24 protein-coding genes are annotated in these 25,213 nt (G+C 65.9%); 13 read left to right on the forward strand and 11 right to left on the reverse strand.

Features of this window, described 5'->3' with window-relative positions; genetic code table 11:
* Nucleotides 1-45: 45 nt before the first annotated feature.
* Both QRQ56_RS06240 and QRQ56_RS06245 read right to left on the reverse strand, forming a co-directional pair.
* A complete protein-coding gene (locus tag QRQ56_RS06240) occupies nt 46-1,548 on the reverse strand; it encodes an AMP-binding protein (RefSeq protein WP_438738398.1) in 1,503 nt (500 codons plus the stop codon).
* A gap of 4 nt (nt 1,549-1,552) precedes the next feature.
* Complete coding sequence (locus QRQ56_RS06245; RefSeq protein ID WP_438738400.1) at nt 1,553-3,433, reverse strand: extracellular solute-binding protein; 1,881 nt, start codon at nt 3,431-3,433, stop codon at nt 1,553-1,555.
* Nucleotides 3,434-3,693: 260 nt separating this feature from the next.
* On the opposite strand from QRQ56_RS06245, the gene QRQ56_RS06250 reads away from it, so the two are divergent.
* Nucleotides 3,694-4,512: an invasion associated locus B family protein gene (locus QRQ56_RS06250; protein WP_438738402.1), complete on the forward strand. Its 819-nt coding sequence runs from the start codon at nt 3,694-3,696 to the stop codon at nt 4,510-4,512.
* Nucleotides 4,513-4,589: 77 nt separating this feature from the next.
* On the opposite strand, the gene hspQ is transcribed toward QRQ56_RS06250, so the two are convergent.
* Nucleotides 4,590-4,922 (reverse strand): heat shock protein HspQ, encoded by a 333-nt coding sequence (gene hspQ / locus QRQ56_RS06255; protein ID WP_028136346.1) that lies wholly within the window; start codon nt 4,920-4,922, stop codon nt 4,590-4,592.
* Nucleotides 4,923-5,028: 106 nt separating this feature from the next.
* Between hspQ and QRQ56_RS06260 the strand changes: the two genes are divergently transcribed.
* A complete protein-coding gene (locus tag QRQ56_RS06260) occupies nt 5,029-5,982 on the forward strand; it encodes an AEC family transporter (protein WP_438738404.1) in 954 nt (317 codons plus the stop codon).
* 6 nt (nt 5,983-5,988) lie between these two features.
* Here QRQ56_RS06260 and QRQ56_RS06265 read toward each other — a convergent pair whose 3' ends face one another.
* Entirely contained in the window at nt 5,989-7,173 is a 1,185-nt protein-coding gene (locus tag QRQ56_RS06265; RefSeq protein WP_438738406.1) for a UbiH/UbiF family hydroxylase, read from the reverse strand.
* Between the two features lie 86 nt (nt 7,174-7,259).
* Between QRQ56_RS06265 and pcsA the strand changes: the two genes are divergently transcribed.
* The 3 genes from pcsA to QRQ56_RS06280 all read left to right on the forward strand — a co-directional run bounded on the left by pcsA (nt 7,260) and on the right by QRQ56_RS06280 (nt 9,820).
* Entirely contained in the window at nt 7,260-8,039 is a 780-nt protein-coding gene (gene pcsA, locus QRQ56_RS06270) for a phosphatidylcholine synthase (protein ID WP_438738408.1), read from the forward strand.
* On the forward strand, nt 8,036-8,770 hold the full coding sequence (locus QRQ56_RS06275; RefSeq protein WP_438738410.1) for a TerC family protein: 735 nt from the start codon (nt 8,036-8,038) through the stop codon (nt 8,768-8,770). The genes pcsA and QRQ56_RS06275 overlap by 4 nt, the downstream gene beginning before the upstream one ends.
* Nucleotides 8,771-8,845: 75 nt before the next feature.
* The gene (locus tag QRQ56_RS06280) at nt 8,846-9,820 is read left to right on the forward strand and encodes a quinone oxidoreductase family protein (RefSeq protein WP_194408079.1); all 975 of its coding nucleotides are present in this window, start codon (nt 8,846-8,848) and stop codon (nt 9,818-9,820) included.
* Nucleotides 9,821-9,982: 162 nt separating this feature from the next.
* On the opposite strand, the gene QRQ56_RS06285 is transcribed toward QRQ56_RS06280, so the two are convergent.
* Together QRQ56_RS06285 and QRQ56_RS06290 are read right to left on the reverse strand one after the other, a co-directional pair.
* Nucleotides 9,983-11,173: an acetylornithine transaminase gene (locus QRQ56_RS06285; protein WP_438738412.1), complete on the reverse strand. Its 1,191-nt coding sequence runs from the start codon at nt 11,171-11,173 to the stop codon at nt 9,983-9,985.
* Nucleotides 11,174-11,445: 272 nt separating this feature from the next.
* A complete protein-coding gene (locus QRQ56_RS06290; protein WP_438738414.1) occupies nt 11,446-12,087 on the reverse strand; it encodes a hypothetical protein in 642 nt (213 codons plus the stop codon).
* A 255-nt stretch (nt 12,088-12,342) separates the two neighbouring features.
* Between QRQ56_RS06290 and QRQ56_RS06295 the strand changes: the two genes are divergently transcribed.
* On the forward strand, nt 12,343-13,290 hold the full coding sequence (locus QRQ56_RS06295; RefSeq protein WP_438738415.1) for a hypothetical protein: 948 nt from the start codon (nt 12,343-12,345) through the stop codon (nt 13,288-13,290).
* Between the two features lie 3 nt (nt 13,291-13,293).
* On the opposite strand, the gene rimO is transcribed toward QRQ56_RS06295, so the two are convergent.
* Nucleotides 13,294-14,619 (reverse strand): 30S ribosomal protein S12 methylthiotransferase RimO, encoded by a 1,326-nt coding sequence (gene rimO, locus QRQ56_RS06300; RefSeq protein WP_438738417.1) that lies wholly within the window; start codon nt 14,617-14,619, stop codon nt 13,294-13,296.
* 111 nt (nt 14,620-14,730) lie between these two features.
* Between rimO and QRQ56_RS06305 the strand changes: the two genes are divergently transcribed.
* The 5 genes from QRQ56_RS06305 to QRQ56_RS06325 all read left to right on the forward strand — a co-directional run bounded on the left by QRQ56_RS06305 (nt 14,731) and on the right by QRQ56_RS06325 (nt 20,566).
* Entirely contained in the window at nt 14,731-15,321 is a 591-nt protein-coding gene (locus tag QRQ56_RS06305) for an ANTAR domain-containing response regulator (protein WP_438738419.1), read from the forward strand.
* Nucleotides 15,318-16,481 (forward strand): CmpA/NrtA family ABC transporter substrate-binding protein, encoded by a 1,164-nt coding sequence (locus tag QRQ56_RS06310; RefSeq protein WP_438738421.1) that lies wholly within the window; start codon nt 15,318-15,320, stop codon nt 16,479-16,481. Before QRQ56_RS06305 ends, QRQ56_RS06310 begins: the two co-directional genes overlap by 4 nt.
* 335 nt (nt 16,482-16,816) lie before the next feature.
* On the forward strand, nt 16,817-18,601 hold the full coding sequence (locus QRQ56_RS06315; protein WP_438738423.1) for a NirA family protein: 1,785 nt from the start codon (nt 16,817-16,819) through the stop codon (nt 18,599-18,601).
* Nucleotides 18,598-20,211: a sulfite reductase subunit alpha gene (locus QRQ56_RS06320; protein WP_438738426.1), complete on the forward strand. Its 1,614-nt coding sequence runs from the start codon at nt 18,598-18,600 to the stop codon at nt 20,209-20,211. The genes QRQ56_RS06315 and QRQ56_RS06320 overlap by 4 nt, the downstream gene beginning before the upstream one ends.
* A 202-nt stretch (nt 20,212-20,413) precedes the next feature.
* Nucleotides 20,414-20,566 (forward strand): hypothetical protein, encoded by a 153-nt coding sequence (locus QRQ56_RS06325; protein WP_438738427.1) that lies wholly within the window; start codon nt 20,414-20,416, stop codon nt 20,564-20,566.
* A gap of 108 nt (nt 20,567-20,674) precedes the next feature.
* On the opposite strand, the gene QRQ56_RS06330 is transcribed toward QRQ56_RS06325, so the two are convergent.
* Genes QRQ56_RS06330 through pxpB form a run of 3 tightly spaced genes read right to left on the reverse strand, consistent with a single transcriptional unit; the run spans nt 20,675 to nt 23,243 of the window.
* Nucleotides 20,675-21,445, reverse strand: coding sequence for a LamB/YcsF family protein (locus QRQ56_RS06330; RefSeq protein WP_438738428.1), 771 nt, complete (start codon nt 21,443-21,445; stop codon nt 20,675-20,677).
* A gap of 32 nt (nt 21,446-21,477) precedes the next feature.
* Entirely contained in the window at nt 21,478-22,515 is a 1,038-nt protein-coding gene (locus QRQ56_RS06335) for a biotin-dependent carboxyltransferase family protein (protein WP_438738430.1), read from the reverse strand.
* The gene (gene pxpB / locus QRQ56_RS06340; RefSeq protein ID WP_438738432.1) at nt 22,512-23,243 is read right to left on the reverse strand and encodes a 5-oxoprolinase subunit PxpB; all 732 of its coding nucleotides are present in this window, start codon (nt 23,241-23,243) and stop codon (nt 22,512-22,514) included. Before pxpB ends, QRQ56_RS06335 begins: the two co-directional genes overlap by 4 nt.
* A 259-nt stretch (nt 23,244-23,502) precedes the next feature.
* Between pxpB and QRQ56_RS06345 the strand changes: the two genes are divergently transcribed.
* Both QRQ56_RS06345 and QRQ56_RS06350 read left to right on the forward strand, forming a co-directional pair.
* Nucleotides 23,503-24,201: a ribonuclease activity regulator RraA gene (locus QRQ56_RS06345; protein WP_438738433.1), complete on the forward strand. Its 699-nt coding sequence runs from the start codon at nt 23,503-23,505 to the stop codon at nt 24,199-24,201.
* Between the two features lie 21 nt (nt 24,202-24,222).
* A complete protein-coding gene (locus QRQ56_RS06350; protein ID WP_438738435.1) occupies nt 24,223-24,627 on the forward strand; it encodes a (R)-mandelonitrile lyase in 405 nt (134 codons plus the stop codon).
* A gap of 142 nt (nt 24,628-24,769) precedes the next feature.
* Here QRQ56_RS06350 and QRQ56_RS06355 read toward each other — a convergent pair whose 3' ends face one another.
* Nucleotides 24,770-25,126, reverse strand: a complete 357-nt coding sequence (locus QRQ56_RS06355; protein WP_438738437.1) for a hypothetical protein — start codon at nt 25,124-25,126, stop codon at nt 24,770-24,772.
* Nucleotides 25,127-25,213 lie beyond the last annotated feature (87 nt).

A 25,213-nucleotide genomic window follows, 5' to 3' on the forward strand; every position in this document is an offset into this window, starting at 1 on the left:
GTGGGCCGCCTTAATGCAGCGTCAACGGAGGTGGCAAAACTGCGCCTAGACCGGGCCGGAGCGGTCGCGAAAAGCTTCGACCATCAGGGGGTTAAGCCCGAGCTCGCTGAGCGCCTCGCGGGCGCGGGCGTTGTCCTGGGCCCGGCCTGCCAGCCTGTGGCCGGACAGCCGATCGGGCAGTGCCGTGAGCAGGGCGCCCTGGCCGAGCCGGCGGGCCCATTCCTGGAGGTCGTTGGAGAGGAAGCGATAGCCGCCGACGGCCATGATGCCGGAGGGCGGCGCGGTGATGCAGATGGCGCCGCTCGGGCGGTCGAGCCGTGCGGCATAGCCGGTGTCGACATAGTCGCGCGGCGGCTGGGCCGTCAGGGTGTCGCCGACCGGTTGCGGCGGGGCATAGGCCGCGATCGGCACCATCGCGCCGCGCAGGCCGAGCGTGCCCTTCGGCGTCAGCAGGATCTCGCCGGCGATGGACGATCCGGCCTGCTCGCGGGGAGCGCCGTGCGGCCCGGGCATGACAGGCACCGGCATGCCGTCCTCGCCGCGGCGGGCACCGAACAGGCCGGCCTCGCCGAACAGGTAGACGTCGGTCAGCGGCGCATGCGGCGCATCCCAGGCATCACTCGCCGCCACCTGCTCGGGCGCGCGCCACAGGCCGACGACATTGCGCAAGGACGGCATCCGCGCCGCCAGGTCGGAAGCGCCGAGCCGCAGGGCCAGCTGCGCCGGCGCGATCAGCACCTCGCATTCATGCTCGTTGATCTGCCGCTCCAGCACCTCGTTCTCGAACGGATGATGCAGCGCCAGCGCGCCGCCGGAGAGCAGCCATACGGCCAGCGAGGAGGCAAGGCCGGCGAACGACATCGGCGCAAGCGCCGCCATCACGGTCGCGCCCTGCCTGATGTCGGCTTCCAGCGACATCGCAAGGCCGCCGGCGATCAGGCTGAAATGCGGCCGCGGCACCGGCCGGAAGCCTTCCGCCGTGACGTCGAACGAGATCATCCCCGCCTTGCGGCCGTCCTGGATCACGGCGCGCGTGGTGCCCGGCGGGCGGGCCAGCACCTCGTCGAGCGAGGCCATGCCTTCGGGCAGATTGTCGCCGAAGCCGCAGACGTGACGGATCGAGAAGGCTTCGGCCGCCGCATGCATCGCGAGGTCGGCATAGCTGACGCCGTCGACCGTGCTCATGGTGACGATGGCGCGCGCCGCGGTGCGATTGAGCGCGGCCGTCAGCTCCGCATGCCGCCACAGCAGCGGCAGCACGGCGACGACGAGGCCGGCGCGATGGGCGGCGAGCACGGTGAGCACGAACTCGACCGTGGCCGGCAATTGGATGGCGATGACGGAATTGGTCGGCAGGCCGGATTCGACGAAATAGGCCGATAGCGCCTCGATGGCCGTGTCGGCCTCCGCATAGGTCATCCGGCGCGGCTGATGCCCGGTCACGCGGGCCTTGTTGAGCGGGTCGAGCAGGGCGGTCGCGTGCGGCTGCCGCATCAGCGTGCGCTGAAACAACGTGTCGAGCGTCGGCGATACGGCTGGCTGGTTCACGGCGTCACTTCGCTTGATGAGCTGTCGGCTGCCCCTTGGACCACCAGGTCTCCGGCAAATAGCCCGAGAGCGAGGTGGCCTTGGGCCGTTCTATCCGATTCCAGCGCGCGATCCATTGCTCCGATACGTTAAACAGGGGGATTGTGTAGAAGCCCGCGATCAAAGCGCGGTCGAGCGCCCGCACCGACGAGACGAAATCCGTATGTTCACGGGCTTCGAGCAGTGCTGCGATCATGGCATCGACCGCCGGATCCCTGGCGCCCATGTAGTTGCGGGTTCCGGGATTATCCGCGGCGGCGCTGCCCCAATAGAAAGACTGCTCGTTGCCGGGCGACAGCGACTGGTCCCAGCGGTTCTGGATCATGTCGAATTCGAACGCGAGCCGGCGCTGGTCGAACTGCACGGGATCGACCGACCGCACGCTCGGCTCGATGCCGGCGCGCTTGAGGTCGCGCTGGAACGCCAGCGCGATGCGCTCCTGGTCGCGGGTCGTGACCAGGATCTCGAACGCGAAGGGCGCCTTGGTCGCGCGGTTGCGCAGCACGGTGCCGTCCAGATCGTAGCCGGCCTCGGACAGCAGCTTCAGCGCCGCGCGCAGCGTGGTGCGGTCACGCCCCGATCCGTCGGTCACGGGCAGGCGGTAGCTGCCGTCCATGACGTCTGCCGGAATCCGGGCTGAGAACGGTTTCAGGAGCTCGCGTTCGCGCGCGTCCGCAGGCTGGCCATAGGCCGACAGGTCGGAGCCGGCGAAATAGCCGGCGACGCGCGAATAGAGCCCGAAAAAGTAGTTGCGGTTGACCAGCTCGAAATCGAACAGCAGCGTCAGCGCCTGGCGCACGCGGATGTCCGCGAAGATCGGTCGGCGCGTGTTGAACACCAGGAATTCGGACGGCTGCGGCACGCCGGGCTTGACGGTGTCGCGGATCACCTCGCCGCTTTTCGCGGCCGGGAAATCATAGCCGTCGTGCCAGCGCAGCGGCTCGTGCTCGATCCGGAAATCGTAGAGGCCGCGCTTGAAGGCCTCGAACTGGCCGTTGGCCTCGCGAAAATAGTCGAGACGGATCTCGTCGAAATTGTAGAGCCCGCGGTTGATGGCGAGGTCGCGGCCCCAATAATCGGGATTGCGGGTCAGGGTGACGCTGGCGCCGGCCTTCACCGCCGTGACGCGATAGGGGCCCGAGCCGACCGGGCTCGTCAGTGTCGTTTCCTCGAAGGTCGCGACGTCGACGGCGTGCTTCGGCAGGATCGGCATCAGGCCGAGGATCAGCGGCAGCTCGCGGTCGTTGGCGCCGGCAAGATCGAAGCGGACGGTGAGGGGATCCTGTGCCTCGGCCTTGGCGACCTTGGCGTAGTATTGCCGGTGGTTCGGGCGGCCTTGGTCGCGCAGCAGCTCCCAGGAGAACAGCACGTCCTCGGCGAGCACCGGCTTGCCGTCGGAGAAACGAGCGCGCGGATCGAGACGGAACGTGACGAAGCTCCGCTCGTCGTCGGTCTCGACGCTCCTGGCGAGCAGGCCATAGAGCGTGAACGGCTCGTCATTGCCGCGCGCCAGCAGGCTCTCGACCACGTAGCCGCGCATCTGCTGCACGGCCAGTCCCCTGACGATGAAGGGGTTGAGGCTGTCGAAGGTGCCGAGCACGCCCCAGGTCAGGCGGCCGCCCTTGGGGGCGTCGGGGTTGGCGTAGGGCATGTGGGTGAAATCGGCCGGCAGCGCCGGCTTGCCATGCATGGCGATGGCATGAGCCTCCTCGGCCCGCGCGGCCCCTGGCGACAGGCCGCAGTCAAAGCCCAGGACAAGGACCGAAGCCAGCACGAGGGCCACAAGGCAAAGGCGGACGCATAGGCGGACACCGGGGCCCTCGAAGTGGCGTTGGAACATGAACATCAGCACACTTTGATTCGAAGGCCGCCTCAGCTTGAATCCTATCACAGGGAATTCACTGGGCTGAGCGGCAGGCGCGCCCAAAGGCGCTTGTCGGCATTGATCTTTTCGTCGGCCACGTTAAGAAGGCACCCAATCGCGCAAGAGCGTCGAGCCCGTCACTTATCCGCCTCAATTGACGGGGAGAGAGCCGCGCCCAACGCGGCCAGGTTCGACGCATCGGAGCGGTTCGGGCACTTCCCGTTCAGAAAGGGTTTTCCGCAATGAATTTCCGTTATTTGGCCGCGTCCGTCCGGCCGCGCGGGCGACTTCTCGCCTTGTTGACGGCGACGGCATTGGCCGTTCCGTTTGCTGCCGAGGCCCAGACCCCGGCACCGGCCCCCGGCGCTCCGAAGGCGGCTCCGGCCCCGAAGGCGGCTCCCAAGGCCGCCCCGAAGGCTCCGGCGCCGGCCGCTCAGGCCCCCGCCCAGCAGCCCCCCGCTGCCGGCGCTCCGGCGCAGCAGGGCGCGGCCCAGCCGGCCGATCAGCAGATCCAGCTGATCTACGCCCCCTGGACCAAGTTCTGCCTCAAGGGCCAGGACGCCAACGCCAAGCAGGTCTGCTTCACCGGCAAGGACGGCCGCATCGAATCGGGCCAGCCGGTCATCGCCGCCGTCATCATCGAGCCGGAAGGCGAGCCCAAGAAGATCCTGCGCGTGACGCTGCCGCTCGGCATGCAGCTCGTGCACGGCACCCGCATCATCGTCGACAGCAACGCACCGCTGCAGCAGCCCTATGTGATCTGCTTCCAGAACGGCTGCATGTCGGACTACGAGGCGACGCCCGAGCTCATCAACAGCATGAAGAAGGGCCAGAACCTCGTTGTGCAGGCGATCAATGCCAACGGTGCGCCGCTGACCCTGCCGCTGCCGCTCGCCGGCGAATTCCAGAAGGCCTATGACGGTCCGCCGACCGACCCGAAGGTGTTCGAGGAAACCCAGAAGAAGCTGCAGGAAGAACTGCAGAAGAAGGCCGACGAGCAGCGCAAGAAGCTCGAGCAGAGCGGTGCGGCTCCGGGCGCGGCTCCAGCCGCCCAGAAGTAATCGGGACCCGATCCCGGACATGAAAAAGGCGCTCGTTTCGAGCGCCTTTTTTGCTGGCTGCGTCCGGGCCGGAAAATTCAGTTGAGCGAGGGATTGCGCGGGCGGTAGCCGCCATCCTTGTTCTTGATGAAGATCTCGGCGACCTGGGAATGCCGGACCGGCTCACCGGACTCGTCCGGCAGCAGGTTCTGCTCGGAGACGTAAGCGACGTATTCGGATTCCGCGTTTTCCGCGAGCAGGTGGTAGAACGGCTGGTCCTTGTGGGGCCGCACCTCTTCGGGGATCGACAGCCACCACTCCTCGGTGTTGTTGAATTCCGGATCGATGTCGAAGATCACGCCCCGGAACGAGAAGATCCGGTGGCGCACGACCTGTCCGATCTGGAATTTGGCGGTCCGCGCTTTAATCATCCCCCGTCGATAGACCAGGATTGTGGCCGATGCTAGTGCCCTGATTTGGAATTAAACTCCGCCTCCGGGGCGGATAGCCCCCGAGTCTTCAGAAGACACTTCATCAATGGTCGATATCCTCAATCTGGCGCTACCTTATTTCGGCTTGATCTTCGTCGGATTCGCGTGCGGCAAGGTCAAATCCCTGCCGGAATCAGGCCTCGCCTGGATGAACTTCTTCCTGCTCTACGTGTCGCTGCCGGCGCTGCTGTTTGCGATCATGTCCAAGACGCCGTTCTCGGAATTGAACAACCCGCCGTTCCTGATCGCGACGACCCTTTCCACCGTCGCCGCGTTCACCCTGGCACTGGTCGTCGGCAAGGTGTTCGGCCGCCTGACCTTGCGCGAGGCGACGCTGGCGGGGCTCTCCGGCGGCTACGGCAATATCGGCTATATGGGCCCGGGGCTGGCGCTCGCCGTGCTCGGCAGCAAGGCGGCGGCGCCGACCGCGCTGATCTTCTGCTGCGACAGCATCTTCCTGTTCACCATCGTGCCGCTCCTGATCGAGCTCTCCGACCGCGACCATCCCTCGATCGTGCACGCCTTCGGCGTCGTGCTGAAGCAGATCGTGCTCAATCCGCTGATCATGTCGGCTTGCTTTGGCGCGGCCTTCGCATCGCTGCATATCGAGATGCCCGTCGCACTCGATCGCACCATCACCTTCCTGCAGAACGCGGCGGCTCCAACTGCGCTGTTCGTGCTCGGCGTGACCGTGGCGCTGCGGCCGTTCGACCGCGTGCCCTGGGAGGTGCCCGGAGTAATCGCGGTGAAGCTGCTGTTCCATCCGCTCGCGGCATTCGGCCTGATGCTGGCGTTCGGACCGTTCGCGCAGCCCTGGGCCGCGACCGCCGTGCTGATGGCCTCGCTGCCTCCGGCGCTGAACGTGTTCGTCATCGCGCGGCAGAACGATGCCTGGATCGAATCCGCTTCCGTCGCGGTGCTGCTCGGGACCTTCGCGTCCGTGGTCACGCTGACCACCGTGATGTGGCTGCTCCAGACCGGACGGCTGGCGTTTCCTTGACCGGGTTTACCGGCGCCAGGTCGGAGTCAGGCCCTCGCGCATGGCAAGACGCCGGAGTGGGCCGATGGCGCCGAGCAGGTGCATGCCGACGGCACGGACCGGCTGCAGCGGCAGGAAATCGTTCAGCAGTGAGCGGTTGGCCATGTCGATCGCGAAGGTCCGGGTCAGGATGTCCGGGCGCCGGGCGCGGTCGTAGCGCTTGAGCACGGCATCCGCGCCGGGATCCTCGCCGGCGGCGACGGCTTCGCCCGCGAGGCGGGCGATATCGGCGGCATCGCGCAGGCCGAGGTTGAGACCCTGGGCGCCGATAGGGGGAACCACATGGGCGGCTTCGCCGACCAGCGCGATGCGGTCACGGCCGAAGGATTTGGGCCGTTCGATCGCCAGCGGGAACAGGTTACGTCCCGGCTCCACACTCATGCGCCCCAGGATCGAATGCGACTGCTTCTCGATCGCCGCGGACAGCTCCGCATCATCGAGGCTCCGCAACCGCTCGGCCTCGGCCGGGGCCGACACCCAGACGACGCTGGAACGGTTGCCGGGCAGGGGCACGAACACGCAAGGCCCGTGCGGCGTGTGGAACTCGGTCGAGACGTTGCGATGCGGCCTGGTGTGAGCGACGTTGAAGGTCAGCGCCGTCTGCGTCAGCTCGCGCCGCGTCACCTCGATGCCGGCGGCTTCCCGGGATAGCGAATGCCGGCCGTCGGCGCCGACCACGAGACGGGCGATGAGAAACTGCGCGGAAGCCGTGCGGATCGCGACGTCGCCGGCTTCGATGACGACGCTTTCGGCCTCGTCGTCGCAACGGACGAGATTGGGCAGCTCGGCCGCGCGCTCTTCCAGCGCCTGCATCAGCGAGCGGTTGTCGATGTTGTAGCCGAACGCGTCGAGCGCGATTTCGTGACAGGAGAAGCGGACCTCCGGTGCACGGAAGAGCCGGCCGGTGTCGTCCACAAGGCGCATCACCTCGAGCGCGGCCGCCTTGTCCCTGCAGCGGGACCAGACGTCGAGCGTCTCCAGCAGGTCGACCGAGGATCCCAGCAAGGCGGTGGTGCGATTGTCGGCATAGGGAGCGCGCCGCGCCACCAGCGCGGTCCGCGCGCCCGCCTGCGCCAGCGCGATCGCTGCAGCAAGTCCCGCCGGTCCGCCGCCGATCACGGCAGTGTCATAAAGTGTCGATGCGTCTGTCATGGAACGACAAATGACACGCCCCGCGGCAAATTCAAGCCTGCTGATCGCGCCTCAAATCACGGCCGGTCGTGCGACGGCGCGCCGCAATGGCGAATGTGCAAACCGGCCCCATTCTGATAGCAGAAGCCATGGATAGCCAAGAGGATTCCCTCAAGCCCACGCCCGTGATCCGCGCTGCGGCATTCTCGGTGCACATCTTCACCGCGTTCGGCGCGGCGATCGCGCTTCTGGCGATGCTGGAGGCCGTGCGCGAGCACTGGTCCGCGATGTTTCAATGGCTGGGCGTCGCGCTGATCATCGACGCGATCGACGGGCCGATCGCACGCCGGCTCAACGTCAAGGACGTGCAGCCGAACTGGTCGGGCGACGTGCTCGATCTCGTGGTCGACTTCGTCACCTATGTGTTCGTGCCGGCCTACGCGATCGTCGCCAGCGGCTTGCTGCTTCCGGTGGCGGCGCCCTTGCTCGGCGTCGCCATCATCGTCACCAGCGCATTATACTTCGCGGACCTGCGCATGAAGGCGGACGACAATCACTTCCGCGGCTTCCCGGCGCTGTGGAATGCGGCGGCGTTCTACCTGTTCCTGCTGCACTGGCCGCCGCTGTGGTCGACGCTGCTGGTGGCGACGCTCGTCGTGCTGACCTTCGTGCCGTTCCACGTGCTGCATCCCGTCCGCGTCGTGCGGCTGCGCTGGCTGACGATGTCGCTGATCGCGATCTGGGCCGTGCTCGGCCTCTACGTGCTGGAGATGGATTTCCGCGTCGGCACCGCTGTCACCATCGTGCTCTGCGCCATCGCGCTCTGGATCAGTTTCAGCGACGCCTTGATCCGCCTGGCGAGATCCCTGGCAAGATCCCTGGCATGATGCATCTCGTCACCAGCCCCGAGGCCTGGGCGGCGCTGCTGACATTGACCGCGCTCGAGATCGTGCTCGGCATCGACAACGTCATCTTCCTGTCGGTGATCGTCTCGCGCATTCCGGAGCCGCAGGCGCACCGCGCCCGGCAGATCGGCCTCGCGCTTGCGCTGATCTTTCGCATCATCCTGCTCAGCCTGCTGGTCTGGCTGATCGGCCTGACCGCGCCGGTGTTCTCGTTGGCCGGCTACGACTTCTCCTGGCGCGATCTGATCCTGATCGGGGGCGGCCTGTTCCTGATCGCGAAGGCGACGCACGAAATCCACGCCGAGGTCGAAGCCGACGATGGCGAGGGGAAGCAGGGCTCGGCACGCAACGCGTTCTTCTGGGTGATCGTCCAGATCATCGTCATCGACATCGTGTTCTCGCTTGACTCGATCATCACGGCGATCGGCATGGCTCAGGACCTCGAGATCATGGTCGCGGCCGTCGTGATCGCCTGCCTGATCATGTACATTTCGTCCGGACCGGTGTCGCGATTCGTCGCGGAACACCCGACCACGAAAATGCTGGCGCTGGCTTTCCTGGTGCTGATCGGCGTCGCGCTGGTCGCGGACGGATTCAAATTCCACATTCCGCGCGGCTACATCTATTTCGCAATTGCGTTCTCGGCGGCGGTGGAGTTTTTCAACGTGCTGGCCAAGCGCAATCGCAGGAAGTCCGGCAAGTCGTCGGTCTAGGGTTTCAGTCGCCGTCGAGTTGACAAGGCGGGCGCGATGTCTTTCGCTCAGCCTTGGAGAAGAGGAGGTCAGGTGATGACCAAAGCGGTCCGTGTGCACAAGGTCGGAGGCCCCGAGGCCCTGGTCTATGAGAGCGTCGATGTTCCGGCGCCCGGCCCCGGCGAGGTGCGCATCCGTCAGCATGCGGTCGGCCTGAACTTCATCGACGTCTATTACCGCACCGGCCTCTACAAGGCGCCCGGGCTGCCCTTCATCGCCGGCAACGAGGCCTCGGGCGAGGTCGTTGCCGTCGGGCCCGGCGTGACGCATTTCCATCCCGGTGATCGCGTTGCCTATTACCACAATCTCGGCGCGTATACCGGCGAGCGCAACATCCCCTGGGAGAAGCTGGTCAAGCTGCCCGACCACATCACGCACGAGCAGGGCGCGGTGCTGATGCTGAAGGGGCTGACCGTCTGGTACCTGCTGCACAAGACCTTCAAGGTCGAGCCGCATCACCGCGTGCTGATCCACGCCGCTGCCGGCGGCATCGGCCTCTTGGCTTGCCAATGGGCGAGGGCGCTCGGGGCGCACGTCATCGGCACGGTCGGCTCGCGCGAGAAGGCCGAGCTGGCCGAAGCCAACGGCTGCGACCACGTCATCCTCTACAACGAGGAGGACTTCGTCGCGCGCGTGAAGCAGATCAGCCGCAACGAAGGCTGCGACGTCGTCTATGACGGCGTCGGCAAGGCGACCTTTCCAGGCTCGCTGTCCTGCCTGAAGCCGCGCGGCATGTTCGTCTCGTTCGGCAACGCCTCGGGCCCCGTGCCGCCGTTCTCGATCGCAGAGCTCAACAATCACGGCTCGCTGTTCGCGACGCGCCCGAAGCTCAACGACTATGTCGGCACGCGCAAGGAGCTCCTGGAAGGCGCCGACACGCTGTTCGCCGCCGTCATCAACGGCAAGCTGCACGTGCCGATCAACCACGCCTACGCCCTAAAGGACGCAGCGAAGGCCCATATAGATCTCGAAAGCCGCAAGACCACGGGCGCGTCGATCTTGAAGCCGTAGTTCCGTCGTCATCCACTCTCGTGTCCCGGACGCGCTGCAGCGTTCTTACGCTGCTGCGCAGAGCCGGGACCCAGAAGGTGGCAACCGACCCTGCGGAGAGATGGGCCCCGGCTCTGCAGCGCACCGCCGAAGAGGCGCTGCGTCCGGGGCACGAGACCGGCTCTACGCGACGCGTCTTGCCGCGCCGGCCTTGGTCAGAATCCCGTCGAGACAATCGATCATCTCGGCGATCTCGGCCCGCGCGACGTTCAGTGCGGGCATGAAGCGCAGCGTGTCGAGCTGCGGGGCGTTTAGCAGCACGCCGGCCTCGAACGCCTGCGCGACGATGCCGGGCGCGATCGGCAGCTTGAGGTCGAGCGCGAGCAGCAAGCCACACCCCCGCACGCCGCCGAGCCCGTGCCGCGCCGAGACCTTCTGCAACTCGCTTTCGAGCAACAGGCCGGTCTCGGCGACCTGTTTCAGGAAGTCCGGCTTGCTGACCTCCTCGAGCACCGCAAGTCCCGCCGCGCACATGATCGGGTTGCCGTTGAACGTGCCGCCCTGGTCGCCATGCTCGAAGCAGGAGGCGCGTTCGGTTGCGAGCAGGGCTGCGAGCGGGACGCCGCCGCCGATGCCCTTGCCGAGCGTCATGATGTCGGGCGCGATCCCCGTGTGCTCATAGTGGAAGAGCTTCCCGGTCCGGCCCATGCCAGTCTGGATCTCGTCGAAGATGAGCAGCAGGCCGTGCGCCTCGGTGAGGGCGCGCAATTGCTGCAGGAACGCATCGGTCGCGGGCCACACGCCGGACTCGCCCTGGATCGGCTCGAGCATCACAGCGACGGTGTTGTCGTTGATCAGCGCTTCGACCGAGGCGATGTCGTTGAGCTTCGCCTTCTTGAAACCCGCGACCTTCGGCTCGAACAGCGGCTCGAACGCCTTCTTGCCCGAGGCCGACATCGTCGCCAGCGTCCGTCCGTGGAAGCCGCCTTCGAAGCTGATGATCTCGAACGCGCCGCCCTTGTGAAGGCTGCCATATTTGCGCGCGAGCTTGATCGCGCCCTCATTGGCCTCCGCGCCGGAGTTGGCGAAAAACACTTGGTCGAACGCGCTTGCGTCGACCAGCGCTTGCGCCAGCTTCAGGCTCGGCTCGTTGTAGAAGGCCGGGCTCGGCGTCAGCAGCCGCCTGGCCTGCGCGCTCAGCGCGTCGGCCACCACCGCCGGGGAATGGCCGAGACAATTGACGGCCCAACCTTGCACAAAGTCGAGATAACGCTTGCGGCCGTCGTCCCAGAGGTAGGAGCCCGCGCCGCGGACGAACACGGCCTTCGGCCGTGCGGTGATGTCCATCAGCGCGTCGTACGGATGCGTCGTCATGTCGAACTCCTCTGGAGGCGGGTGGAAAAAGGGGCGCAAAAAGCAGAAAGGCCGCACCTTACGGGTGCGGCCTTCTCGAAAACCTCGGCTGAATTTTAATGGTTCAGCGGCGTCCTCGGACATGGCGCACCCTCTCGTCGTCGCGGGAGCGACGGCGGAGCATTTCGGTGCGCTGGTTGGTCCGGGCGTTGATCATGGGGCGCGTCCGTACAGCCGAATGGCGGGGTTTGTCAAGCGGCCATTTTGCAGGACACAGCCCTGGCGTGCACCGCTCAGGTCGGGTGCGGCGCTTCCTCGGCGTCGTCGTGGCCCCAATCGGCGCCCGCGATCGCCGTGTCGATCAGCTCGCCGCGCATCAGCTTGAATGGCGATTTCCAGTACAGCGCGATGTTGTGGAAGGGGTCGGTCAGCACCTTGAACACCCAGACGAGGCCAGTGGTGACGTCGCGCGTAGCGAACAGCTGCAGCATGCGGGCAAGACCGGCGGCGATGCCAATCGCAAGCCAGAGCGCACAGACATGGCGAATGAAGCCGATGCGGTCGCCGGCAGCATCGAACAGGCCGAGCAGCGTCGGATCGACGTACAGCGCGATCGGCGCGCTGCCCCACACCAGGAGCAGGATGATCTTGCGGGTCTGGTTATAGCCGACCTTGACGGTTTCCTTGTAATCGTTGCTGACGTCGTTGACGACGTCATAGCCGTTCGGCTCGAAGAAGAAATGACCGGTCTGTCGTGTCAGCATCGCGAGCCAGCCGACCAGGCCGGCGAGGGCGGGGTCGCTGAACAGCAATGCGTAGCAGCCGAGGAAGATGACGGCGCTGACGAGATGCAGCGTCTGATTGATCGTGCTCTGGTGATAGAAGCGGTAATCGTCGAAGCGCTGCGTGCGCAGCATGTTCGAGAGGCGGCTCATCCTCATCCCTCGCTCGCGTTGAAAACGTGTGGGAGAGTTAGGTCGAGTCCGTGACCCCTGCGTGAATGCACTATAGTGTCAAATGGTGTACGCAGTCCGTCCCGATACCGGCCCGGTTTAGTCCCTTTTCATCGCTCGCCCCGCAGAACCATCGTGCGGCTGGCGCGTTTGTGATCGAGGTACGCGAATTGGTTCGAACCGGACGCAACTCCGCTCAGACTAAGATGGGCGGGACCAACCAGATTGTCTTCAACCTTGTCCGATACGTCTTACCCGATCGACCTCGACAGCATTCGCGGCGCATTCCCGCCGGGTATCGAAGCGCCACCGCTGCTGGTCGACTTTGCCGCCTGGCTCGACGGGCGCCCCTGGGGCAGCGTCGGCTGCTTTTCGCTGCAGGGCCAGTTCTCTGATTCAGCGCCCATCGTCGACGGCAGCCCTCTGCGCGACCGGTTCTCGCTGTTCATGCGGTTGCCTGATGGCTCGGCGGTGGGCGGCTGGTATGGCGCGGGTCTTGACCGCGACAATCCGCCGATCGTCGGATTGGGCTCGGAAGGCGATTACGAGCTGCTGGCGCCGAGCCTCGATGCCATGCTGGCCAGGCTGACGTCGCAAGCCTTCGACCGCGCCTGGAGCGATCTGTGCCCGCGCGAGGATGTCGAGGCCCAGACGGTCGAGCTTGCGAAATGGCTGGCCGGACAGCCCGCCGGCGACAAGGCTGCGTGCGACGACAGCGCATCCGATCTGCCTGACTTCCGCGGCTTCGTCGAGAAGTGGAGCCGGGACCGCGAAGACTTTTGGGCCAATCATCGCCTCATGGCCGAGCTCGGCTGGCGGCTTGCCGCCCATCTGCCGAAGGGCAAGAACCCCTGGGACAAGACCCATTTCGAAGTCGCGATCGTCGGCAAGCAGTATCAGGCGCGCGTGCTGTCACGCGGCCCGCAGCCATTCGAGGAATCCGGTTCGATCGAATCCCTGTTGCGCGATCTGCGCGAGGAGATGCGTCGCGCCCAGCCTGAGCTGGGGCTGTGGTACGCGATGAAGTTCGGCCTCTATGCCGACGGCCGCGTCATGCCGAGCTTCGAATACGATGTTCGCCCGACCATCGACGGCGAGCCGGCAAAGCTGTCCGAGGCGAACGCAGATCTCGCGCGCGCCCCGCGCCCGGAGCGCTGGGTGCCGAAATGGCTGGCGGAAGGGTGAGCGTCAGAACCCAGCGACGCTGCCGTGCAGATCGTATTGGTCCGCGCGCTCGATCTTGGCAGTGACGATCTCGCCGACGCGCAAGGGGCGGCGGCTCGTCAGGTACACCGCGCCGTCGATCTCCGGCGCATCGGCCTTTGAGCGGCCCTTGGCCACGGTCGGGCCGACCTCGTCGATGATGACCGGCTGGCGGGTGCCGACCTTGCGCTTCAGCCTGCGCGCCGAGATCTTCTGCTGGCGGGCCATCAGCGCGTTGTAGCGCTCCTGCTTGATCTCTTCCGGCACCGGGTTCTCGATCGCGTTGGACGTCGCGCCGGCAACCGGTTCGTATTTGAAGCAGCCTAGCCGATCGATCTCGGCCTCATCGAGCCAGTCGAGCAGATAGGCGAAGTCGGCATCGGTCTCGCCGGGGAAGCCGACGATGAAGGTCGAGCGCAGCGCCAGATCGGGACATTCCTCGCGCCAGCGCTTGATGCGCGCCAGCGTCTTGTCCTGGGCCGCGGGGCGCTTCATCGCCTTCAGCACCTCGGGGCTCGCATGCTGGAACGGGATGTCGAGATAGGGCAGCACCTTGCCCTCGTTCATCAGCGCGATGACTTCGTCGACATGCGGGTAGGGGTAGACATATTGCAGCCGGACCCAGGCTCCGAGTTCGCCCAGCTCGCGCGCGAGGTCCAAAAATTTGGCGCGGACCTGGCGATCCTTCCACGGGCTCTCGGCATATTTCAGATCGACGCCATAGGCCGAGGTGTCCTGCGAAATCACCAGCAGCTCTTTCACGCCTGCGCCGACGAGCTTTTCAGCCTCGCGCAAGACGTCGTTGGCCGGACGCGAGACGAGGTCGCCGCGCAGCTTCGGAATGATGCAGAAGGTGCAGCGGTTGTTGCAACCCTCGGAGATCTTCAAATAGGCGTAGTGGCGCGGCGTCAGCTTGATGCCCTGCGGCGGCACCAGGTCGACATGCGGATTGTGGGCGGGCGGCAGCGCACGATGCACGGCGTCGAGCACACTCTCATATTGCTGCGGGCCGGTGATGGAGAGGACGCCGGGATAGGCCTGCTCGATCTGTTCGGGTTCGGCGCCCATGCAGCCGGTCACGATCACCTTGCCGTTCTCGGCCATGGCCTCGCCGATCGCCGAAAGCGACTCCTGCTTGGCGCTGTCGAGGAAGCCGCAGGTGTTGACGATGACGATGTCGGCCCCGTCATGCTTGCGGGCGAGCTCATAGCCCTCCGCGCGCAGGCGCGTAATGATACGCTCGGAATCCACCAATGCCTTGGGACACCCGAGCGACACGAAGCTGACCTTGGGCGCAGCCGTCTGATCCATATCCAAATCTGCCTGATTGACAGGCCTCAGCTAGTCCCAATTGCCCACAATTACAACCCTTTGCAGAGCGTTCCGGCGTGCTATGGATGAATCACCTGCCGTGAGTGAGCCATGAGCGCCGAACAGTCACCCAAAATCGTGATCGTCGACGAAAGCCCGATCCGGGCTGCGATCCTGGAGGAGGGATTGCGCGAGGCCGGATTCACGCAGGTCGTCCATATCAGCGAGATGCAGAGCCTGCTTGCCCGTATTTATGCGGTGGACCCCGACATCATCGTGATCGATCTGGAGAACCCCAGCCGCGACGTGCTGGAGGCGATGTTTCAGGTCAGCCGCGCCGTGAAGCGACCGATCGCGATGTTCGTCGACCAGAGCGACTCCGCGTCGATCCAGGCCTCGGTGGAGGCGGGGGTATCCGCCTACATCGTCGACGGGCTGAAGAAGGAGCGCATCAAGCCGATCCTCGACCTCTGCGTGTCCCGCTTCAACGCCTTCGCCAAGCTTCAGGAAGAGCTCGAGCGCACCAAGTCGCAGCTCGAGGACCGCAAGATCATCGAGCGCGCCAAGGGCATCCTGATGAAGGTGAAGGGCCTCACCGAGGACGAGGCCTACGTGCTGCTGCGCTCGACCGCCATGCGCGAGAAGAAGAAAATCGGCGAGATCGCCCAGTCGATCATCACCGCGTCGGAGATGCTGAAATGACCGCCCCATTGCGCATCGGGTTCATTCCGCTGGTCGATGCCGCCGCGCTGATCGTCGCCGTCGACAAGGGCTTTGCCGCCGCCGAAGGTCTCGACGTCGAGCTGGTGCGCGAGGTGTCCTGGTCCAACGTTCGCGACAAGCTCAATATCGGCCTGTTCGACGCCGCTCATCTGCTTGCGCCGGTGGCGATCGCGTCCTCGCTCGGGCTCGGCCACGTCAAGGTGCCGATCGCCGCGCCCTTCAATCTCGGCATCAACGGCAACGCCATCACGGTCTCGCCCGCGCTCCACGCCGCGCTGATGGAAGAGCTCGACGGCGATCGCTTCGATCCGATGGCGACGGCGAAGGCGTTGGCGAAGGTGGTGGCCAAGCGGCGCAAGGCGGGGGCCGAGCCGCTGACCTTCGGCATGACCTTCCCGTTCTCGACCCACAATTACCAGCTGCGGTTCTGGATGGCCGCGGCCGGCGTCGATCCGGACGAGGACGTGCGGCTCGTCGTGCTGCCGCCGCCCTACATGGTCGACAGCCTCGCCAATGGCCATGTCGATGCGTTCTGCGTCGGCGCGCCCTGGAATTCGGTCGCGGTCGATCTCGGCATCGGTCACATCCTGCACTTCGTCTCCGACATCCTGGTCCGCGCCGCCGAAAAGGTGCTGGCTGTCCGCCAGGTCTGGGCGGACAAGAATCCGGACGTCGTCGCCAGCCTGGTGCGCGCGGCGCTGAAGGGAGCCGAGTTCATCGAGCAGCCCGCGAACCTCATCGAGGCGGCGCGGATTCTGGCGCAGCCGGAGCGGATCGGCGTCGATGCCGAAGTCATCCAGCGCACCCTGACCGGGCGCCTGAAGATTTCGCCTGATGGCACTTTCCGCGAAAGCGGCCGCTACCTCCTTGTGGGACGGGAAGAGGCAGGGCGCCCGGATCCGGTCCAGGCCGCCTGGCTCTACGCGCAGATGGTGCGGTGGGGACAGACCAAGCTCAGCCCGGAGGGCGTCAAGACGGCGATGGCCGTGTTCAGGCCGGATCTCTATGACGCGGCCCTCGGAAAGGAGGCGCCTGCCAAAGCGCCCGGGGCATTCGGTGCGTTCGCCGGCCCCACCTTTGATCCCGGCAACATCCAGGGACATCTCGAGGCCTTCGAGGTCGGGCGCTGGAAGGTATGATTCGGATTGCCTAATTTTTGATCATTTGTTTGCATCGGCTATATTTTGAGCTTCGTGCTCGAATTTCGTGAGCCGGGCCAGCCCCGCAATCGTCCGGGCTCGCGCCTAATCGACTGAAATCACTGTAATTCCTGTTTGGCAAAAGCTGGCACGCAACTTGAATGTTGCAGTGCGGCCAGCTTGTCACAGACGCCAGCTGAGCCGAGTCCCGCAGCAACGAAGCTGATCGGACCGTCGGGTGGCGAAGCCGGCTCAAGGAGCCAGCCAGTCCCCGCGGGTCGCGCCAATGTCCGTCGATGCCACTTCCGGTGGCCGCAGGAGCTTCGTTACCGACCATGAAAATCGATACGCTCGCAGTCGACTTCACCGACGAGCAGAAACGTTACCTCGAAGGTTTTACGACCGGTCTGCAGATCAGCCGGGTCGGTCGCGGTCTTGGCGGCGGCGGCGCCGGCAAGGCGAATGCCGAGCCTGTCGGGCCCGATGCCGTGCACATCAAGGCGCAGGACAAGGTGATCGCGTCGGGCAAGAAGCTCAACGACCAGGAGAAGATCAAGCGCGACGAGCATCCCTTCGATGCCTATCCGCGGCTGCGCCAGCAGGCAGCCGACAACACCCCGCCGAGCCCGGCGGATAATTTCCGCTGGCGCTATTACGGCATCTTCTACGTCGCGCCGACGCAGGACTCCTATATGAGCCGCCTGCGCATTCCCAACGGCATCATGAAGCATTGGCAACTGTCGGGCCTCGCCGATCTCGCCGACGAACTGTGCGGTCCCTACAGCCACGTCACCACGCGCGCCAACCTGCAGCTGCGCGAGATCCCGCCGAAGCACGCGATCAAGCTGCTCGAAGGCGTTCAGGAACTCGGCCTGTGCTCGCGCGGCTCCGGCGCCGACAACATCCGCAACGTCACGGGCACGCCGACCGCAGGCATCGACCCGCAGGAAATCCTCGACACGCGGCCCTATGCGCGCGAGTGGCACTACCACATTCTCAACGACCGCTCGCTCTACAGTCTGCCGCGCAAGTTCAACGTCGCCTTCGACGGCGCCGGCAGGATCGCCGTGCTGGAAGAGACCAACGACATCGCCTTCACCGCCTATGAGGTGAAGGATGGCTTTGGCGTCGAGCCCGGTGTCTGGTTCCGCCTCGGTCTCGGCGGCATCACCGGCCACAAGGACTTTGCAAAATACGCAGACATCATCGTCAAGCCGGAGCAGGCGACTGCCGTTGCCGACGCCATCGTGCGCGTCTTCATCGACCATGGCGACCGCACCAACCGCAACAAGGCGCGGCTGAAATACGTGCTCGATGCGATGGGCCATGACGGCTTCCTCAAATTGGTCGAGGAGCGGCTGAAGACGCCATTCACGCGCGTGCCGGAAGAAGCGTTCGCGCCGCGGCCTGCCGCGGACCGCATGGCGCATGTCGGTGTGCACAAGCAAAAGCAAGACGGCCTCAACTGGATCGGCGTGTCGCTGACGCTCGGCAAGCTCAGCTGCGACCAGATGCGCGGCCTCGCCAAGCTCTCGCGCGATCTCGGCGACGGCGAGATCCGGCTGACCGTCTGGCAGAACTTGCTGATCTCAGGGGTGCGCGACGAGAATGTCGAGCTTGCCATTGCCGCGATCAAGCAGATCGGGCTCGCCGTCGAGGCGTCGCACATCCGCGCCGGCCTGATCGCCTGCACCGGCAATGCCGGCTGTCGCTTCGCCGCCGCCAACACCAAGCGCAATGCCGAGGAGATTGGCGACTGGTGCGAGCCGCGCGTCGCCATGGACAAGCCGGTCAACATCCACGTCACCGGCTGCCACCATTCCTGTGCGCAGCACTACATCAGCGACATCGGCCTGATCGGCGCGCGCGTGCCCGTGAACGAGGAGGACACGGTGGAGGGCTATCACCTCTTCACCGGCGGCGGCTTCGGCCCTGACGCCGATGTCGGGCAGGAGGTCTATCACGACCTAAAAGCCGAGGACGCGCCGAAGACGGTCGAGGGGCTGCTCAAGGCCTATCTCGCCCATCGCGCGTCCGCCGACGAAACCTTCCTTGCCTTTGCGCGCCGCCATGACGGCGAGACGTTGCGCAAGCTTGCCGATGCACAGGTGTCCGCATGAACCAGATCACTCCTCCGCCCAGGCTCGATATCATTCCCGCCAGCGCACCGTTCTCGGATGCGCAGCGTTCCTGGCTGAACGGCTTCTTCGCCGGGCTGCTCTCGCCCGATGCTGCCGCGCCACTTTCGGCCGAGCAGGGCGCCGCCGTCATGCAAGGTGCGGCCGGTGACGGCGACGACGGCGAAGCGCCCTGGCACGACCAGACCATGCCGATTGCCGATCGCATGAAGCTCGCGGAGGGCCGTCCCGTCCGTCGCAAGATGATGGCGGCGATGGCGCAGCAGGACTGCGGCCAGTGCGGCTACAATTGCCACGATTATTCCGAGGCGATCGCGAGCCGCAGCGAGGCGCGGCTCAATCTCTGCGTCCCCGGCGGCAAGGAAACCGCGCGGATGCTGAAGTCGCTCCATGAGGAGCTCGACAAGTCTCCCGCGGGGAAGGCACCCGAGAAGGCGGATTCGGTGGCCGCGCCCGCCGTCACCGTGGTGATCGCCGAGCCCGGCCGCTCGCGCGACAATCCGACCGAGGCGACCTTTCTGTCGCGCCGTCTGCTCAACAAGGGCAAATCGGAGAAGGAGACCTATCACGTCGAGTTCGACCTCGCGGAGAGCCGCCTCGACTACGTCGTCGGCGACAGCTTCGGCGTGTTCGCGCGCAACGATGTCGGCCTCGTCGACCAGATCATCGCACTGCTCGGCGCCTCCCACACCACCAAGGTGAACGGCAAGACGCTGCGCGAGGTTCTGATCGACGACGTCTCATTGTCGCCGGCACCGGACTCGCTGTTCGAGCTGATTTCGTTCATCACCGGCGGCGCCCAGCGCGAGAAGGCGCGGGCGCTGGCGCAGGGCGAGGATCCCGATGGCGATTCCGCAACGCTCGACGTGATGGCGGCACTGCAGAAATTCTCCGGCACGCGGCCGCATCCGGAGGCCTTTGTCGAAGCGCTCGAGCCGCTGCAGCCGCGGCTCTATTCGATCTCCTCGTCGCACAATGCAACGCCCGGAAAGCTGTCGCTGACCGTCGATTCCGTGCGCTATTTGATCGGCAAGCGCAAGCGTGTCGGCGTCGCCTCGACCTTCCTCGGCGAGCGCATCAACGAGGGCGACAAGCTCAAGGTCTATGTGCAGAAGGCGCACGGCTTCGGCCTGCCGCAGGACCCGAAGACGCCCGTGATCATGATCGGTCCCGGCACCGGCATCGCGCCGTTCCGTGCCTTCCTGCTCGACCGCAAGGCCACCGGCGCGCCCGGCAAGAACTGGCTGTTCTTCGGCCATCAGCGCAGCGACTGCGACTTCTTCTACCAGGAGGAGCTCAATGCGATGAAGACCTCGGGGCTTCTCACGCGCATGTCGCTGGCCTGGTCGCGCGACGGCGAGAAGAAGTTCTACGTGCAGGACCGCATGCGCGAGGTCGGCCGCGAGGTGTGGACGTGGCTCGCCGAGGGCGCCCATCTCTACATCTGCGGCGATGCCAAGCGCATGGCGAAGGACGTCGAGCGCGCGCTGGTCGACATCGTCGCGCAGTTCGGCGCCCGCTCGACGGATGAAGCGGTCAGCTTCGTCGCCGAGCTCAAGAAGACCGGTCGCTTCCAGGCGGACGTGTACTGAGGCTGTCACTCCAGCGTCATCCGGGCCGGTTCCAACTGGCTCGGATTTGAACGAATAAGATTCTCGGAACCTGCGCCTGGAGAGAATTTGCCTCTGCGCGACAGCCTCTTCAGAGAAGGCGCATCGCTATTTCCGGCGACGTCTTGCCTCCCGCCCTGGTTGATCCTTCATACTCCCGCAAATGGGGCGTTGGAGATCGACCATGCGCGAACTATCGGCGGAAGCCAGACTGCATCTTTACGCGCGTTCGCTCTCGCAGCGGACCCGGGCGAACGTCCATCATTTCGCGCTCTATAGCGCGTTTGCGGTGATCGCCGCGATCGTGTTCGGCACGCTGTCGGTGCATCCGTTTTAAACCGTCGTTCCGGGGCGGCGAAGCCGAACCCCGGTGCGCAATTGCGCACCTGAGAACCTCGAGATTCCGGGTCTGATGCTTCGCATCATCCCGGAATGACTGCGAAACTCACGCCCCGCGCTTGAACGGCGCGACCTCGATCCCCGCGCTCTTCAACGCCTGACGCAAGCTCCGCGCGATCTCGACGGCGCCGTGAGTGTCGCCGTGGATGCATACCGTATCCGTGCGCATCTTGATGACCTTGCCCGTGACCGACACCACCGCGCCGTCCTGCACCATGCGCACCACGCGGTCGGCGATCGCCTTGGCGTCGTGCAGCACCGCGCCGGGCTTCTTGCGCGAGACGAGGTTGCCGTCGTCCTCATAGGCGCGGTCGGCGAACACCTCGTGCACCATCGGCAGGTTGGCGTCCTCGCCGGCCTTCACCAGCTTCGAATTGGCGAGCACGACGAAGATCAGGCTGGGGTCGACCGCCTTGATGCCGGCGGCGATGGCCTTCGCCGTCATGTCGTCTTCGCAGGCGACGTTGGAGAGCGCGCCATGCGCCTTCACATGCGTGACTTTGTGGCCGGCGGCGGTCGCGATCGCCTGCAGCGCGCCGATCTGGTAGGCGACGAGGTTCTCGATCTCGGAGGCCTTCAGGCCCGCGATCGGATGCCGGCCGAAGCCGTGCAGGTCGCGGTAGCCGGGGTGGGCGCCGACCGAGACGCCGCGCGCCTTCGCGAGCTCCACCGTCCGGCGCATGATGTCGGGATCGCCGGCATGGAAGCCGCAGGCGACGTTGACCGAGCTGGCGAGCTCGATCATCGCGGCGTCGTTGCCCATCTCCCACGCGCCAAAACCTTCGCCGAGGTCGCAATTCAGATCGATCGTCTTCATGGCTGCTCTCCGCCTCTGGTCTTCTTGTCGTGTTACGGCTCTGCCGTGACCTGCCACGTTCCGGCGTCGACCGCGCTCACCGCATAGCCGGCGACGTTGGCATCACTGAGCGCTTCGATGTTGAGTTCGACGGTGTCGGAGGCGCGCAGGCGATCGGACAGGGTCCTGATCGTTTGCGCGAACTTGCGTGCCTCGTCCTGTGCTTCGGCCATGCCGACGGCCTTGAAGCGGAACGCCGTTCCCGCCGAGGTCTGCGCGAGGCGGCCGACATCGGCGGTGATGATGGTTGCGATCTTCGGATAGCCGCCGGAGGTGCCGCGGTCCATCATCAGCGCGATCGGCGCGCCGTTGCCGGGCACCTGGATGCTGCCGTTGACCGTGCCGTCGGAGACGATGTTGTGGCCGTGCAGGTGCTTGATCGCGGGTCCTTCGAGCCGGTAGCCCATGCGGTCGGAGGTCGCCGAGATCTTCCACTCGCTCTCCAGGAACAGCGCCTTGTTGGCGTCGTCGAACTCGTCGTCCTGCGGCCCCAGTACCACACGGATCGGACCGCTGACGGGTTTCGGCAGTTCGATGCGCAGCTCAGGCGCGCCGCTCGCGGCATCGACCGTGAATTCGTCCCCGGTCTGGAGCGGGCGCGGGTAGGGACTGCCCAGACCGGCGCGGGCATTCACGGCGAGGCTGCCGAACACCATCTCGCCCTTGATGGCGCCCTCGATGGCGAGATAGGTGAACGCACCGCCGCGGGCAAAGCCCAGCGTCAGCGTCTCGCCGTCCTTGAGCGTGACCGACGTATCCATGGCCACCGGCTTGCCCGCGACGTCGGCGTTGCGCGGTGCGCCCGCGACGGCAACACGCACAGCGCCATCCTTCGCGGTGAAGGCAGCGCCGAACGGGCCGATCTCGACGACGGCCGCGAACGGCTCGTTGCCGACCAGCGTGTTCGCGGCGGCCAGCGACAGGCGGTCCATGGCGCCGCCGACCGTCAGGCCGTAGCGCTGTGCACCGTGGCGTCCGCCGTCCTGAACGGAGCTTGCCGGTCCGATGCTGGCGACGACGAGCCGGCTCATGCGTCCACCTGCTCGGCGACGATCTCGCCGGCTTCCGCGGCGCGGTCCAGCTCCTCGAATGTCTTGTGATCGATGGCGAAGAACGTCACGCGATCACCGGGCTCGGTGAGGAAGGTCGGGTTGCGGTGGAGCTGATAGGTTCGGACCGGCGTCCGCCCGAGCAGATGCCAGCCGCTGGGGGCGGCCAGACACTGGATCCCGGCCTGGACACCGCCGATCGAGATCGTGCCGGCGGGCGTCAGCAGCCGCGGCGATTGCCGGCGCGACATGTGCAGCGATTTGTCGAGGCCGCTGAGATAGGACCAACCCGGCGTGAAGCCGATCATGGCAACCTTGTAGTCGCCGCCCGCGTGCCGGGCGACGATGTCGTCCGGCGTGGTGCTCAGCGCCTTGGCGACATCCTCGAGGTCGATGCCGTGCTCGCCGCCATAGGCGACGGGAATCCGCCAGCGGCGCGCCCGGGTGACCGGCGGCGGCGGCTGGATCGCGATCGGAAGCAGCTTCTCGCCGAGCGCATCGAAGCCGATCTTGCCGGGATCGTAGTGCACCAGCAGCGAGCGATAGGTCGGCACGGTCTCGGTGATGCCGTCGATCGGGCTTGCAGCCAATGCCTTGTCCAGCGCCAGCACGCGCTGGTTGGCGTCATCGTCGATGGTGCGGCTGAACTCGACCGTGACGGCACTGTCGCCACTGGGCAGAAGGCGGGGCGGAGGAAGCGTCGCGGTCATTGAGCTGTCGAAGAGCTGTTCTAATCGGGCTTCGGAAGAGATGCGGGCTCGACCTTGAGTTCCGCGTTACCCCTGCTTCGCGTAAATGCGCCCGCAAGTCCAATAAATTAATGCAGGGGGAGACGATAAAGCCTTGTTATCGCGTCGCATAACGGCCCGGCGGCTCTGCATTTCTGCAGGTCTTTTGGCCCTTGACGCAAAGCCCGCGGCTCGCAAGATGCGCGCGTTCTTTCCCGCACCCCGGAGCTCGTTCTCGTCCATGTCGCTGTCCCCCGAAGCCCGCAAGATCCTCGCCGGCATCACCACTGCCACCATCACCACGGTCCTGCTGAAGAAGGGCCTGCGCAATGTGTGGATGCGGGGGGCGCGGCCGCTGCGTCCGGGCTTGCCGCGCCTGGTGGGACCGGCCTTCACGCTCCGCTTCGTGCCGGCACGCGAGGATCTGGCGACGCCGGAATCCTGGTCGTCGCCGATCTCGACCCGCACCGCGATCGAGGCGATGCCGGAGGGCTGCATTGCCGTGGTCGACGCCATGGGCATCACCGATGCCGGCATCTTCGGCGACATCCTCTGCGCGCGCATGATGAAGCGCGGCGTCACCGCGCTGGTCACCGATGGCGTCGTGCGCGACGTCGAAGGCGTGCTCGGCACCAATCTGCCGGTGTGGTGCGACGGCTATGCCGCGCCGCCGTCGGTCGCGGGCCTGACCTTCGTCGGCTGGGGCGAGCCGATCGGCTGCGGCGGCGTTGCCGTTTTCCCGAATGACATTGTGGTCGCCGACCAGGACGGCTGCGTGCTGATCCCGCAGGCGATGCTCGAGCACGTGCTCAACGAGGGCGTCGAGCAGGAGCGGATGGAAGCCTGGATCGTCAACGAGGTGAACAACGGCGCAGCGTTGCCCGGCCTCTATCCCATGAACGCCGAAACCAAGGCGCGCTACGCCGCCAGCAAGAAGTAACAGGCAAGGAAAGAGGACCCCATGGACATCACGCTCGCAGGCAAGCGGCCGACCCGCCGCGCGCCGAAGGAAAATTTCACCGGCACCGTGCTGCAGGATCCCATCAACATGGCCCCCGCGCCGGCGCGGCTGAACGTCTCACGCGTCGCGTTCGAGCCGGGCGCCCGCACCAACTGGCACCATCATCCGCTCGGCCAGACACTCTACGTGATTTCAGGCGTCGGCCGCGTCCAGACCAAGGGCGGCCCGGTGCAGGAAATCCGTCCCGGCGACACCGTCTGGATTCCGCCAGGCGAAGTGCACTGGCACGGCGCCTCGCCTGAAAACAGCATGTGCCATATCGCCATGCAGGAAGCGCTCGACGGCGTCTATTCGACCTGGCTGGAGCCGGTGACGGACGCGGATTATTCGGCGCCGCTGGGCTGAGGCTGCGTGTCCCCGGACAAGACGCATCGCCTTCAGGCGATGCGTCGCCGATCCGGGACCCAGAGCTGCCTTGCATGAAGAATGCTGGGTCCCGGCTCTGCGCGGCAGCGTTGCACGCTGCAGCGCGTCCGGGACACGGCTCCTACATCTTCTCCGCCGTCCACGTGCCCGTGCACAGTGCGCCGCGCCACGTGCCGGAGCCGGACGAGCCGCTGAGCCGGCCGAAGCCGACGGCGCGCTTGATGCCGGTGCTCAGGGTGACGTTGATGCTGCCGGCGTCCGCCACGCGGCCCGATGCCGACACGGCCGAGCTGCTCGAGGCGATCTGTCCATTGTTGATGCCGATCGCGACGGTCGCGCCGTTGCCGCAGGTCTCGCTCGACGAGGAGATGCGGACATTCCATGCGCCATCGAAACTGCTCGTCGCAGCATCAGCCTGCGCGAGCGGGATTGCGATGGCGGCGAGAGTGGCGAAGAAAGCTTTGCGACAACCGTTCATGACACGCCCCTTTGGGTGACCGTGCGGGGAACGTGCCACGGGTCCGGGACCGGCGATGTGAGGGAACTCACGCGAGCCGGTAGCTCT

The organism is Bradyrhizobium sp. U531 (assembly GCF_051710265.1).
Lineage (GTDB): Bacteria > Pseudomonadota > Alphaproteobacteria > Rhizobiales > Xanthobacteraceae > Bradyrhizobium.

Coding starts and splice junctions, on each gene's coding strand:
- pxpB (WP_438738432.1), bottom strand. CDS start 23,243: ATGACCGCGACGCTTCCTCCGCCCCGCCTTCTGCCCAGTGGCGACAGT.
- hspQ (WP_028136346.1), bottom strand. CDS start 4,922: ATGATTAAAGCGCGGACCGCCAAATTCCAGATCGGACAGGTCGTGCGC.
- QRQ56_RS06310 (WP_438738421.1), top strand. CDS start 15,318: ATGACCGCCCCATTGCGCATCGGGTTCATTCCGCTGGTCGATGCCGCC.
- QRQ56_RS06330 (WP_438738428.1), bottom strand. CDS start 21,445: ATGAAGACGATCGATCTGAATTGCGACCTCGGCGAAGGTTTTGGCGCG.
- QRQ56_RS06350 (WP_438738435.1), top strand. CDS start 24,223: ATGGACATCACGCTCGCAGGCAAGCGGCCGACCCGCCGCGCGCCGAAG.
- QRQ56_RS06260 (WP_438738404.1), top strand. CDS start 5,029: ATGGTCGATATCCTCAATCTGGCGCTACCTTATTTCGGCTTGATCTTC.
- QRQ56_RS06290 (WP_438738414.1), bottom strand. CDS start 12,087: ATGAGCCGCCTCTCGAACATGCTGCGCACGCAGCGCTTCGACGATTAC.
- QRQ56_RS06325 (WP_438738427.1), top strand. CDS start 20,414: ATGCGCGAACTATCGGCGGAAGCCAGACTGCATCTTTACGCGCGTTCG.
- QRQ56_RS06320 (WP_438738426.1), top strand. CDS start 18,598: ATGAACCAGATCACTCCTCCGCCCAGGCTCGATATCATTCCCGCCAGC.
- pcsA (WP_438738408.1), top strand. CDS start 7,260: ATGGCGAATGTGCAAACCGGCCCCATTCTGATAGCAGAAGCCATGGAT.
- rimO (WP_438738417.1), bottom strand. CDS start 14,619: ATGGATCAGACGGCTGCGCCCAAGGTCAGCTTCGTGTCGCTCGGGTGT.
- QRQ56_RS06315 (WP_438738423.1), top strand. CDS start 16,817: ATGAAAATCGATACGCTCGCAGTCGACTTCACCGACGAGCAGAAACGT.
- QRQ56_RS06345 (WP_438738433.1), top strand. CDS start 23,503: ATGTCGCTGTCCCCCGAAGCCCGCAAGATCCTCGCCGGCATCACCACT.
- QRQ56_RS06335 (WP_438738430.1), bottom strand. CDS start 22,515: ATGAGCCGGCTCGTCGTCGCCAGCATCGGACCGGCAAGCTCCGTTCAG.
- QRQ56_RS06250 (WP_438738402.1), top strand. CDS start 3,694: ATGAATTTCCGTTATTTGGCCGCGTCCGTCCGGCCGCGCGGGCGACTT.
- QRQ56_RS06245 (WP_438738400.1), bottom strand. CDS start 3,433: ATGTTCATGTTCCAACGCCACTTCGAGGGCCCCGGTGTCCGCCTATGC.
- QRQ56_RS06275 (WP_438738410.1), top strand. CDS start 8,036: ATGATGCATCTCGTCACCAGCCCCGAGGCCTGGGCGGCGCTGCTGACA.
- QRQ56_RS06355 (WP_438738437.1), bottom strand. CDS start 25,126: ATGAACGGTTGTCGCAAAGCTTTCTTCGCCACTCTCGCCGCCATCGCA.
- QRQ56_RS06285 (WP_438738412.1), bottom strand. CDS start 11,173: ATGACGACGCATCCGTACGACGCGCTGATGGACATCACCGCACGGCCG.
- QRQ56_RS06265 (WP_438738406.1), bottom strand. CDS start 7,173: ATGACAGACGCATCGACACTTTATGACACTGCCGTGATCGGCGGCGGA.
- QRQ56_RS06280 (WP_194408079.1), top strand. CDS start 8,846: ATGACCAAAGCGGTCCGTGTGCACAAGGTCGGAGGCCCCGAGGCCCTG.
- QRQ56_RS06305 (WP_438738419.1), top strand. CDS start 14,731: ATGAGCGCCGAACAGTCACCCAAAATCGTGATCGTCGACGAAAGCCCG.